A 12,332-nucleotide genomic window follows, 5' to 3' on the forward strand; every position below is an offset into this window, starting at 1 on the left:
TCAAAAAAGTTCATAATTTAGATAAAGTTAGAAATCTACTTAATACATTCGTTTGAATAATATAGAAAGGAAAAAGGTAAAAAGTAACGAATAATAATAATATTAGACTAACCAAAAAGGTGGCTAAAACGATGTCGAATAATGGAAAATATGTAGATTGGTTAAGTGAAATCGTAAAGCGTCATGAAAAAGAAGGTGGATTTGAAGATCTACCTGGATTAGGTAAACCATTACCTAAAGAGCTTTTAAAAGATGATCTTTTAACAACTGTTATTAAGAAGTCGGGTTTTAAACCAGATTGGGTATTACAACAAAAGAAAATATTTCAAAAGCTTGAAACGATATTGATGAAGTTAAATTCCGTTGAAAATAGTAAAGAAATAGATAAAATGATCTCGGAAGTAAATGATGAAATAAAGAAATATAACTTAGGCTGTCCTTTCCCAATGCAAAGAAATTATGTAAATAAGGAAAACCTTGAGAATCAGTTGATTTATTGGAAATAAGTTTGTGAAAAAATGAACGATTTCACTATATAGATGTTTATACTTTTTTAGACGGTATAAGCATCTTTTTATTTTCTAATAAAATGGTAATTCTATGAAAAAATCTATATTTAATGTTAATGTAAAACTAAATACATAGTAAGAATAGTTGTACAGGGGGAATAGGAATGAGCGCCACTCTTGAAGTAAGAAGACTAGATCGTAATTTTCCATTTTGTTTGTTTTCAAATGATGGATTGACGTTAGTTGGTCATCATTGGCATAAACTCGTAGAAATTATTTATGTACAACAAGGCATTTTAAAGATTGGTGTAAATGATGAGTTAATTCATTTAGAAGAAGGAGAATTTTATATCATTAATAGTGGTGACATTCATTATTTTTTATCTTCACCAAATAGTATGAGATTGGTCGTGCAATTTGATTTTACTATTTTCGAAGATGTGCAGTTTTTGAAAAAAAATAATATGGAACTAATTGAATTGTTTAATTGTATTCAAAAATCTAGTGTTTTTTGGAATGTAGAAGTGAAACAGAAAATGATTACCTATTTGAAAGAGCTTGAAAGTGAATATATTGATAAAAAAGAAGGATACGAATTGGCGATTAGGGCTAGATTATATGATATTTTACTATTAATCTATCGAGATCTACCTCATACAGAAAATAATAAACTTAATTACCCTAATAGGAAGGCCAGTCTTTTAAAATTAGAAAAAATATTTCATTATATAGAAGAAAATTATATGAATGATATTACATTAAATGATGTTGCAAATTATATCGGCTTTACGAATTCATATTTTGCAAAGTTTTTTAAAAAATACACTGGTTCTACATTTTGTCATTATGTAAATCAATACAGAGTAACGAAGGCTCAATGGTATTTATTTAATGAAGATTTACCAATTACAGAAATTGCTTATAATGTTGGATTCATCAATGTGAAAACGTTTAACAGATTATTTAAAAACGAGGTTGGTTTATCTCCAACCAAATATAAAAAAAAGACATTATTTGAGAAGTTTTAGGCAAGGTGTAAGGAAGACTCAAATGAATTATTTCTATAAACTGGAAATGTAAATAACATTTCCGGAGGTTTTCAAATGAAATTAAAAGTAGGAATAATCGGTTGTGGTGGAATAGCTAATGGTAAACATATGCCAAGCTTAGCAGCATTAGAAAATGTAGAAATGGTAGCTTTTTGTGACATTATTGAAGAACGCGCGATTAAATCGAAGGCAAAATTTGGCGTTGAGGAAGCAAAGTTCTATACAGATTACAAGGAATTATTAGCAGACGAGTCAATTGATGTAATTCACGTTTGTACACCAAATAAATTACATTCATTTATTACGATTGATTCTTTAGAAGCTGGTAAACACGTTATGTGTGAAAAGCCAATGGCAAAAACTTCAGAAGAAGCAAAAGCGATGGTAGAAGCGTCAAAACGTACGGGCAAAAAATTAACGATTGGCTATCAGAATCGTTTTCGAAACGATTCACAATATTTAAGCGAAGTTTGTAAAAATAATGAACTAGGTGAAATTTACTTTGCTAAAGCTCATGCGATTAGAAGAAGAGCAGTACCTACTTGGGGCGTATTTTTAAATGAAGAAGAGCAAGGTGGCGGACCACTAATTGATATAGGTACTCATGCTTTGGATTTAACATTATGGCTGATGGATAATTATAAACCTAAATTTGTAGTTGGAAACGTTTACCACGAATTATCACATAAAGAAAACGCTGCAAATGCTTTTGGACCTTGGGATCCAAAGGAATTTAAAGTAGAAGACTCTGCATTTGGTTTTATTACGATGGAAAATGGTGCAACCGTTATCCTAGAATCGAGCTGGGCTTTAAATACTCTAGAAATAGGAGAAGCTCAAACTACACTTTGTGGTACTGAAGGTGGAGCTGATATGAGAGATGGCCTCCGAATTAATGGGGAAGCATATGGGCGACTTTACGATAAAAAAATTGATATAGACACTGATGGCGTAGCTTTTTATGAAGGTGCAACCGATTCCGCCGAAGTATTAGAAGCGAGACAATGGATCGACAGTATTATTAATGATACCGAACCAACCGTTAAACCTGAGCAAGCACTAGTTGTAACTCAAATTTTAGAGGCAATCTACGAATCTTCAAAATCAAAGAAACCGGTATATTTTAATAATTAGTATAGGAGATGGAATAAATGACATTACCAATTGCCCTACAATTATGGAGTGTTAAAGAGGATGCAGCAATCGACTTTTTCGGTACATTAGAAAAAGTAGCGCAAATGGGTTATGACGGTGTTGAGTTCGCGGGATACTATGGTAAAAATGCTTCGGAAATAAAGTCTGTTTTAAACAAACTAGGGTTAAAGATAGCAGGAGCCCATGTAAGTGCAGATCAAATTATCCATCACATAGATAAGGTAATTGCTTTCGAAAAAGAATTAGGAAACAAATACGTTGTATGTCCTTGGGCTAATTTTACTAGTTTAGAAGAATGGAAAGAATTTGCAGAACATTTACAACAGTCAGGAAAGAAGCTGGCTGAATCAGGGCTAACTTTAGTCTATCACAATCATGCTCATGAATTAGTTGTATTTGAAAATGAATATATTCTCGATATTTTATTAAATTCAGTTCCAACTAATCTCTTAAAAGCAGAGTTGGATACTTATTGGTTAGAATTTGCTGGAGTAGATGCGGTTGAATATATGAGTAAGCATAAAGGAAGAACGCCATTAATTCATGTGAAGGATATGGCTCCATCTAAAGAGGAAAGTACCGAAGTAGGAAATGGAATTATGAATATAAAAGGTATTGTACAACAAGCAAAACTAAATTCCGCCGAATGGTTAATTGTTGAGCAAGAAGCTTTTACTAAACCTCAATTAGAAAGTGTAGAAGTTGGATTGAATAACTTAAAAATGATACTAGCTGAAGCTTAAGAAACTATTAAACTATGTAAAAAAATAGAGATGGGTGAGTCATATGGTAAAAGTAACGATTTGGAATGAAAATCGACATGAACAAATTAATCCTGATGTAAAAAGCATTTATCCAAGCGGAATACACAGAACAATTGCTACTTTCTTAAATGAAGCAGGGTACGATACTTTGACGGCTACATTAGAGCAACCTGAGCATGGATTGAAGGATGAAGTGCTAGAAAATACTGATGTATTAATTTGGTGGGGACATATTGCTCATAATGATGTGCAAGATCAAATTGTTCAAAAAGTTTATGAAAAAGTATTGCAAGGAATGGGATTAATTGTCCTACATTCTGGACATTTTTCTAAGATTTTTAAAAAATTAATGGGGACTAGCTGCGATTTAAAATGGCGTGAAGCAGCGGAAACGGAAAGACTTTGGGTTGTCGATCCGTCTCATCCAATAGTAGATGGAATTGGCGAATATATTGAGATTGATCAAGAAGAAATGTATGGAGAACATTTTGATATTCCTACCCCAGATGAGCTAGTTTTAGTAAGTTGGTTTAAAGGTGGAGAGGTATTTAGAAGCGGATGTACATTTAAAAGAGGGAATGGGAAAATCTTTTATTTCAGACCAGGTCATGAAACTTATCCAACTTATCATCATAAAGAAGTTCAAAAAATTATCATTAATGCAGTAAATTGGGCGAATAAATCAAAAAGAAATTATCCTTCATATGGCCATAAAGAAGCCATAGAGGCATTAACGTAAATAATAGATTGGAGCGAGAAAAAGATGCAATTAGGAGTATTCACGGTATTATTTGCAGATCAATCATTTGAAGAAATGCTTGATAAAGTTGCACACTCCGGATTAAAAGCTGTTGAAATAGGAACTGGTTGTTACCCTGGGAATGCTCATTGTCCGTTAAATGATTTATTAGAAAGTGAGCAACTAAGAAGAGCGTATATTGAAAAAGTAGAAAAACGTGGATTAACGATTAGCGCTTTTAGTTGTCATGGAAATCCTTTATCACCTGATAAAGAGTTTGCGAAGGAATCCCATGATGTACTTGCTAAAACGATTAAACTGGCTTCACTATTAAGTGTACCAGTTGTAAATTGCTTTTCTGGAACAAGTGGTGACCATGAAGAAGCAAAGTTTCCAAGTTGGCCTGTAACTGCTTGGCCAAATGAGTATAGGGATGCTCTAAATTGGCAATGGGAAGAAAAGCTAATTCCTTATTGGAAAGAAATGGGCAAATTTGCGGAGGATCATCAAGTAAAAATTGGGCTAGAACTACATGGTGGCTTTTTAGTTCATACTCCATATACATTATTAAAGTTGCGTAAAGAAACTAGTGATGCAATTGGTGCTAATTTGGATCCTAGTCATCTTTGGTGGCAAGGGATTGATCCTGTAGCAGCCATTAAAATACTTGGAAAAGAAAATGCGATTCATCATTTCCATGCAAAAGATACTTTTATCGATCAAGATAATGTAAATATGTATGGTTTAACTGATATGCAACCTTATGGTGAAGTTCAAACTAGAGCTTGGACATTCAGATCAGTAGGTTGTGGACATAGTTTGAAAGATTGGTCCGATATGATGAGTGCACTACGTACTTTTGGATATGATTATGTCGTTAGTATTGAACATGAAGACCCGATCATGTCGATTGAAGAAGGTTTTTCACGTGCTGTAAAAAACTTACAGTCTGTATTAATAAATGAAGAGCCATCACAAATGTGGTGGACTTGATAAAAGATAAGTAACCAATCTAAAAAAAGTTGGTGTAAAAATGGAAAAATTAAGAGTTGCGATTATTGGTTGTGGAAATATTTTTTTAATGCATGCACAACCTGCTTTCATAAGAGAAAATGTTGAATTAGTAGCGGTTTGTGACATTAAGGAAGAGCGAGCAAAAGAGAAGGCTGAACAATTCAAATGTACTTATTATACAAACTATCTGGAGCTTTTTGAGAAAGAAAGTTTAGATGTTATCCATATTTGCTTACCGCATTATTTACATGCACCGGTTGCAATTGAAGCCGCAAAACGAAAAATCCATGTTCTTACTGAAAAGCCTATGTCTATTCATTATTCTGATGCACAGGAAATGGTAGAAACAGCAAAAAATAATGGAGTAACATTAGGTGTCATTTTCCAAAATAGGTATAATCCAGGATCAGTTCTAATTAAAGAAATGTTACAAAATGGTACTTTAGGTAAAATTAAATCTGGAAAACTATCAGTAACTTGGGACCGTTCTGATGAGTACTATTTAACTAGTGATTGGAAAGGGACTTGGGAAAAAGAAGGTGGCGGTGTAGTCATTGACCAAGCTATTCATACGATGGATTTAATGCGATGGTTCGTTGATGATGAGATTGAATATGTCGACGCGACAATTAGTAATAGAGCACATGAAATAATTGAAGTTGAAGATTGTGCAGAAGGCGTTATTAAGTATAGAAACGGAGTAGTTACGGCTTTTCATACAATAAACTATTATTCTTATGATGCACCAGTTACGATTGAGCTGCATTGTGAAAACGGACTTGCTAAAATGGTTGCTGACCGTGGAGTAGTCTCTTTAAACGATGGAAGAGAGTTCGCCTCTGACAACAATCCAAATGAAACCTTTGATTATGGCAATGGTGCGAAAGGATATTGGGGCGTAAGTCATGTAAAACAGATTAATAATTTTTATGAATCATTGAATGATCATTCTCAGTTACATATTACTGGTGAAGAAGCGATGAAAACTCAAAAAATGATTTGTGCAATCTATGAATCAGGTAAGAAAAAAGAGAGGATTTATTTATAAACTATTTTAACCACTTAAAATTTAAGCGTTAGACCGAGAAAAAGTAAATGATGTGGACGGTTTCGTTCCTGTTATTTGCTTTTTTTATTTTTAAAAAGCATCTTTGAAATTTTAAGGGAAATCTTACTTACTGTGTTCTCTCACCAATATGAAGACGATTGGTAATTGGCCACAATGGTTTATGTTTGACAAATATTTTAGTATTCAAGCTGGTGAAAGCAATGGAGATATAATTTTTTTGCTATTAAAAGCCTTAAGTAATTACCTTTTAGCAACCTAGGATTTTAGCATATTAGCAAAAAAATTTCATTTACCGTAAGTAGTACATTTAAAATAACTACAAGAAAAACAAGCTTACTAGGTAATTTCATAAACGCACTTTTACAGCAAACTAATTAAAATAAACAATATAAAGTAAGTCAGATCTATTTTACCTTTACCAATATTATGAGTATATATGGTAATTTTTTGTGCTTATGGTACTTCAAAGTTCCTATTTGTTTCTTAATAACAATTAGAATTTTAAAATATATAACTATTGGAGATGTAGTATCTTAATAGCTAATTTTCCTTTACATTTTCAAATTTGTGTATAAAAAAAAGAACCATTGAGAAAGGTTCTTCGTCGAATATACACTTTAAACCAATCTTTGAATATGATGGGTATATATGGAAAATAATACTTGATGCTGAAAAGAGGTATATTATGAATCATTTATCGAGGATGCCAGTTCAACAAATTGACACAGGAGCGTCTGATAGTGGTATAAGTATAAAAATTCAACAGATGAATGAAAATCCGACGGTTCATGAATTTCGATCCATTGTTGAATTTGAAAGTATGTTGCGAAATAATATCACTTTAAGTGCGAGAGCTATGTTTCAAAATAGATTAAGCTTTGCAGTATTCGCAAGATCACGATGTAATCCTATGTACTGGCAATTAATGAGAACAGGAGGTTTCCTATTAAGGCAAGGTGTAAGACCTTCTGACGCGATTAATGATATTTACATTAATAGTTCATTATATGCGTTTGAATGTGCAACGGCAATGGTCATTATTTATTACCATGCGGTCCTAAATCTGATTGGTGAAGACTTATTTAATCAAATTTTTCAAAACATCTATTTATATGGCTGGCATACTGATTCTGACTTAGGAATAGGTGCCCAGTATTCTGACCGAATTTTACCCGGAGATATCGTATATTTTAATAATCCAGAATTTAATCCACTAACCCCTGAGTGGAGAGGAGAAAATGCGGTTGTTCTAGGAGATGGTACGTTTTTTGGACATGGACTAGGCATAATGACAGCCGAACAAATGATTTTTTCACTAAATAAAATGAGATGGCCAGGTGCATATCGGTCTGCCTACTTGACTAATTCAGTTACAAGACCGAATTTTAAACATTTGGCGGAATTATCGAGTTGGCAACGAGACTATTCAATTAATAAAAATAGGAATATAGTATTGCATCATAACCAAAGTTCGATTTCATTTGATTTTTATATGTATTTGTTAAATTTGTTTATGTGATATTCAATAGTTATAGTTAATACTTAAATAAAAGCAAAGTGAGGTCTTGGCAGAGTGTTTTATTTGCCTAAACCTCACTTTTTTTCATTAATTTATTCCCTAATATTCCATTTTCTATCTAAACTATTTAATATAAAATGAAAAGTAAAAAATTGTTTATTATTAATTTAGTTAATATCTTTGGGGGAAATCACATGAGTAATGGGTTTGTATGTAAGTGTTGTTTAAAATATCATAAAGAGTTACCGATGAGTTACGGAAGTGCAGTTCCCGACTATTTTTTTGATATTCCGGATGATGAGCAAGAAAGTCGTGTCGAAATGAACAATGATTAATGCATAATTGATGATAAGTATTTTTTTATTCGTGGACATATTGAAACTCCTATTATCGATACAAATCAGAAATTTATTTGGGATGTTTGGGTATCTTTAAGCGAAGAGAACTTCGATAAAACAAATGATTTATGGGATGATCCTAATAGAGACAAAAAATTGGATCCTATGTTTGGATGGCTATCGACAAATATTCCTAATTATCCAGTCACAATTAATTTAAAAACTATGGTACACACAAGGAGTGTTGGTTTGTGTCCTGTTATAGAAATAGAGCCAACGAAACACCCATTAGCAATAGAACAAAGAGAAGGTATAACATTAGAACGAATTATGCAAATAGCAGAAGAATTATGTGAATCGGAAGAGTATGATATATGAAAGAAATTTGGATTGAAGCTGAAGAGTGGTCAAACGAATATGATATTTATAATGAAAATTCAGATGTGAAAGTAATATTTAAAGATGGCACAGAAGCGGTTGCAACCTTTATTACATATAAAAATATTTTGAGTTTAAGAGAAAAAAATCAAGCTAACGGCGAGTGTCTGAGCGGTAAATATTTTTGGGCAAGTGATATGTTATTAATAGAAGATATTAGTCGTGAAACTATAACAGATGTTGTAGCACACCTTCTTAAAAATAATGAATTTTAGTCCGTATTTGAAAAATGTTAATTAGAATGAGCTTATTCAACAAACGGATCCGAAAGTTGCTTTAAAGTAATATCTTATTTGAAAGTCATATCATATATATGGCTTTTTTTTTGTATATTTCCTAGATTCATATAATCGAGACGTTTCATCAAACTGGGTGTCAGTCCGAGTAATTGGAATTGATAAAGGTGCAACATTGCTAATGACTGAAAACTATCAAACAGGATTAATTTGGAATTTATATATGAAAAACGATTATGTAAAGAATGGGGATAAAATATTAGGCTGGAAACGCAATAACTTAATTACTTCCTAAATTTTATCTGAATTGTAAAAATGGGCAATTGAAGTTCTAAATACTTCAGTGGCTCACTTTTTAGAAGTAGGTTCTGTTAAATTAAAATGTTGATTTTTGAATTTAAAAAGAGGTTGTCTAATTAGACAACCTTAGGTACTCTTATATTAATATCGCTAACTTTGTAATGTTTAATTATTCTAATGATTTTTGGAGATTTCGTTAAATTACTCATAAGGTTTAAAGTCAATCTAATTCCTTGATATATTCTTCTCTTTCTTTAAAAGCTTGTTTTACGATTTCTTTCGATACCCCATCTGGAATATGAAAGGAAATTGAATTCATATAGTCCTCTGGATATTTATTATCTAAAGAAAAAATTGTAACATTATAAACGTCAAGTTTGGCACTCGTTAAAAATTGGAGTAACTGATAGACCTTATCTACATTGTCTATATCACCTTTTAGTTGAATGTCAAAAATTTTATATTCATCAGACTCGAAAGCTAAATCAAGATTCTGATTGAAAACTGGCATTTGATTTGTATTCAAATAGTCATAACCAAGACTCCTTAACCCACCTTCAAAATCCTTGAAAAGCGCATATTCTTCAACATAGTAAGAGTATTGTGCAAAATTTGTTATATTCGGCGGTTCATAAGGTGTTGAGCTTTCACGTTCAAAATCAGTCATCGAATAAATAGAATGTACATTATCTATATCAAAAGTTATTCTTTTATTTACATCATTTGTATAGTTCATACTAATTTCTTTCACATCTAATGGCTTGTAAACATCGCTAAACTCTTGAAATTTTTTAAGCACTTCATAAATTGATTTCATTTTTTCAGTATCATATAAATTTTTAACATTTGCACTCACAACATTTACTTTTAAATGTTTTATAACATTTCCATTATCAGCGTAATCAAACGATTCCATATCATTTTCACTATTAAATTCGATTGACTTTACTTTGGCTCGACTAAGAATTGATGAATTCGATTCTTCAAAAGCCTTTTTCATTTCAAATGTTTTAGATTGGATGTCATAGTCATCTCCAATAATTTTTGTAAATATAATCCCCGTAATGTAGATGTTAAAAGTGAGTTTATTGCCCGTTTTCTTTCTAACTTTAAAATTGGTATCTCCCATGTTCCCTTCGTTTATGTTTGGTTTTTCCAAAACATCTACTTCGAAACCGTATTTGTCTTTAATATATTTTTGTGCCTTTACATCGATTTTTCCTGCCCCAACACATGCAGTCATTAAGAACATCGAAACGAAAATTAACATTGTACAAATTGATAGTTTGATAGCTTTTATATTCAAAAAAAATTACCTACTTTCTAGACACCAAAATCCTTATTTTTCAATTAGAAAACTCCTAAAAATTCATTACTGACTAATTAACTTTACCATATTTTGGAATTAATTTCGTTATATTTTTAAACTTCTTATTCAACTATACTGCCATTTTGTTGAATAAGAAAATCAACAATCTGCTTTAACAGAGCCTAAAAGTAAAAAATAACTTTTCTTATTTAGGTACAAAGGGTGAAAAAAATGTAGGGAAATTTTACTTAATTTTGATAAAATTAAAATATGTATTGTATTTCATCTACATTTAATCTAAACATAATAAAAGTAAAAAATATAAAAAATAGGCTTTTTGGTATACATAGAATGGAGGATATGGGATGGCGGGAATAAAAGATATTGCCAAAGAAGCTGGTGTTTCCATTTCAACAGTGTCATATGCATTGAATGGTAGCCCAAAAGTAACAGAAGAAACTCGAAGCAGAATTATGAAGATCGCAAATAGTTTAGGTTATGTTCCTAATGCGGCGGCAAGAATGTTAAAGGTTAAAGAAACTAAAATTATTGGGGTATTCTTAGCTGATTATGGAGGTTATTTTTACGGACCACTATTAAGAGGAATGAGACAAGCTCTAAACGACAAAGGGTATGAATTAATTGCATGTTCTGGCGTACAATCTCACCGACTTTTACTAGAAAAAGTAATTGACGGTGGAATCATTTTAGATCAAGCTTGCTGAAAAAAAATATAAAATGGTAGTAATGGATCGAGAGTTACAGCACAGCAATATTAAAGGAGTTCTATTAGATAATAACGGTGGAGCTAAATTAGCGATTAAAGAACTTCTTAAAAATGATGTCAAAAAAGTATATGTTGTAACAGGGCCAGAAGGATCATATGATTCAAGAAAACGTATGGAAGGTGTTAGAGAAGAATTAGCAAATTATCCTGAAATTGAGTTAATTGAAATCGGTGGAAATTTCATGAAAGATTCAGGAGAGTTTGCAGCAAAACAAATCTTTTCAAACTATACTGAACCAAGTGCAGTTTTCTGTTTAAATGATGAAATGGCGATTGGGATCTATAACTACATACAAGATACAGATTACAAAGTAGGCAAAGATGTTTTTATTGTCGGTTTTGATAATATCGAATTATCACAATATGTAACACCTAGATTAAGTACAGTATCTTATTCTACATTTGATTGGGGTTCATTAGCGGCTAAAAATTTATTGAAATTAATTTCTAATGAAGTGGTTGAGAATGAGAAGATTGAGGTCTCATTGACTGTTGGTGGTTCTGCATAATGTAATTAAAGTGCAGTTCGATATTCAAATAAATTTTTACTATAGATTTAATGGATGGAGAATAGTTAGACTTTAGCGACTTAGATATAATCTATGTCGCTATTTTTTACTATATTTTTCTTGCCCTATGAAATAGTTTTAATATGAATAAAGAAATTGAATTGATAAGATGTAATTCAACATATAAGGTATTTATTGATTAAAAGGCTGGGCATACTGACGAAAAGGTGAGTGATGCTATGCTTAAGAAAAAGATTCTCAAGGGTGAAGAAGGATTACGGTCGGAGTCTTTTTAGAACCTCCAAAAGAGAAGGAACCGGAGAATTTAACACCAGAATAATTAGATCAATTTCTTATAAAAGAATAAGAATTTCGCAATGTGAAGTGAGAGTAAGATAATAGCGTTGATAACTTATGCACTAGTTTACTATAGGAAAATGCGCTATGATTTTTCTAATATTAGATCCTTCATTAAACAAATTTAAACATAGAGTCTTAAGTTCTTTATTTATTAAAATAAAAAGAACTAAGACTTTTTTTTATACTATTTATAATCTGAAAATTTAAACTTATAAAAAATTTCACATACCGTAATTA

Annotated in this window: 11 protein-coding genes and 2 pseudogenes; 12 read left to right on the forward strand and 1 reads right to left on the reverse strand. The window is 31.5% G+C overall.

The annotated features are described in order from the left end of the window. Positions 1–131 precede the first annotated feature (131 nt). From ACFVRR_RS15705 to ACFVRR_RS15755, 11 genes and pseudogenes are all read left to right on the forward strand, one after another. Positions 132–506, forward strand: a complete 375-nt coding sequence (locus ACFVRR_RS15705; RefSeq protein ID WP_387330312.1) for a DnaJ family domain-containing protein — start codon at positions 132–134, stop codon at positions 504–506. 167 nt (positions 507–673) lie between these two features. After that, positions 674–1,537 carry an AraC family transcriptional regulator gene (locus ACFVRR_RS15710; RefSeq protein WP_387330315.1) on the forward strand — a complete coding sequence of 288 codons (864 nt, stop codon included), beginning with the start codon at positions 674–676 and terminating at the stop codon, positions 1,535–1,537. Positions 1,538–1,612: 75 nt separating this feature from the next. Beyond that, the gene (locus ACFVRR_RS15715; protein ID WP_387330318.1) at positions 1,613–2,692 is read left to right on the forward strand and encodes a Gfo/Idh/MocA family protein; all 1,080 of its coding nucleotides are present in this window, start codon (positions 1,613–1,615) and stop codon (positions 2,690–2,692) included. A gap of 17 nt (positions 2,693–2,709) precedes the next feature. Beyond that, positions 2,710–3,456 (forward strand): sugar phosphate isomerase/epimerase family protein, encoded by a 747-nt coding sequence (locus tag ACFVRR_RS15720; protein WP_387330321.1) that lies wholly within the window; start codon positions 2,710–2,712, stop codon positions 3,454–3,456. 43 nt (positions 3,457–3,499) lie between these two features. After that, the gene (locus tag ACFVRR_RS15725) at positions 3,500–4,216 is read left to right on the forward strand and encodes a ThuA domain-containing protein (RefSeq protein WP_387330324.1); all 717 of its coding nucleotides are present in this window, start codon (positions 3,500–3,502) and stop codon (positions 4,214–4,216) included. 24 nt (positions 4,217–4,240) lie between these two features. Beyond that, positions 4,241–5,209: a sugar phosphate isomerase/epimerase family protein gene (locus tag ACFVRR_RS15730; protein WP_387330326.1), complete on the forward strand. Its 969-nt coding sequence runs from the start codon at positions 4,241–4,243 to the stop codon at positions 5,207–5,209. Between the two features lie 40 nt (positions 5,210–5,249). After that, a complete protein-coding gene (locus ACFVRR_RS15735; RefSeq protein WP_387330328.1) occupies positions 5,250–6,278 on the forward strand; it encodes a Gfo/Idh/MocA family protein in 1,029 nt (342 codons plus the stop codon). Between the two features lie 706 nt (positions 6,279–6,984). Further along, positions 6,985–7,818, forward strand: a complete 834-nt coding sequence (locus tag ACFVRR_RS15740) for a protein-glutamine gamma-glutamyltransferase (protein WP_387330330.1) — start codon at positions 6,985–6,987, stop codon at positions 7,816–7,818. A 194-nt stretch (positions 7,819–8,012) separates the two neighbouring features. Then, positions 8,013–8,534, forward strand: a pseudogene (locus ACFVRR_RS15745) (DUF2199 domain-containing protein). Beyond that, on the forward strand, positions 8,531–8,809 hold the full coding sequence (locus ACFVRR_RS15750) for a hypothetical protein (protein ID WP_387330332.1): 279 nt from the start codon (positions 8,531–8,533) through the stop codon (positions 8,807–8,809). The pseudogene ACFVRR_RS15745 and the gene ACFVRR_RS15750 overlap by 4 nt, the downstream one beginning before the upstream one ends. A gap of 94 nt (positions 8,810–8,903) precedes the next feature. Next, positions 8,904–9,125 (forward strand): glucoamylase family protein, encoded by a 222-nt coding sequence (locus ACFVRR_RS15755; protein WP_387330422.1) that lies wholly within the window; start codon positions 8,904–8,906, stop codon positions 9,123–9,125. Positions 9,126–9,350: 225 nt separating this feature from the next. On the opposite strand, the gene ACFVRR_RS15760 is transcribed toward ACFVRR_RS15755, so the two are convergent. Continuing rightward, the gene (locus tag ACFVRR_RS15760; protein WP_387330333.1) at positions 9,351–10,436 is read right to left on the reverse strand and encodes a hypothetical protein; all 1,086 of its coding nucleotides are present in this window, start codon (positions 10,434–10,436) and stop codon (positions 9,351–9,353) included. A 368-nt stretch (positions 10,437–10,804) separates the two neighbouring features. On the opposite strand from ACFVRR_RS15760, the pseudogene ACFVRR_RS15765 reads away from it, so the two are divergent. Further along, a pseudogene (locus tag ACFVRR_RS15765) lies at positions 10,805–11,735 on the forward strand (LacI family DNA-binding transcriptional regulator). The last annotated feature ends 597 nt before the right edge of the window (positions 11,736–12,332 follow it).

This window comes from Gottfriedia sp. NPDC057948 (genome assembly GCF_042887255.1).
Taxonomy (GTDB): Bacteria; Bacillota; Bacilli; order Bacillales; family Bacillaceae_G; genus Gottfriedia.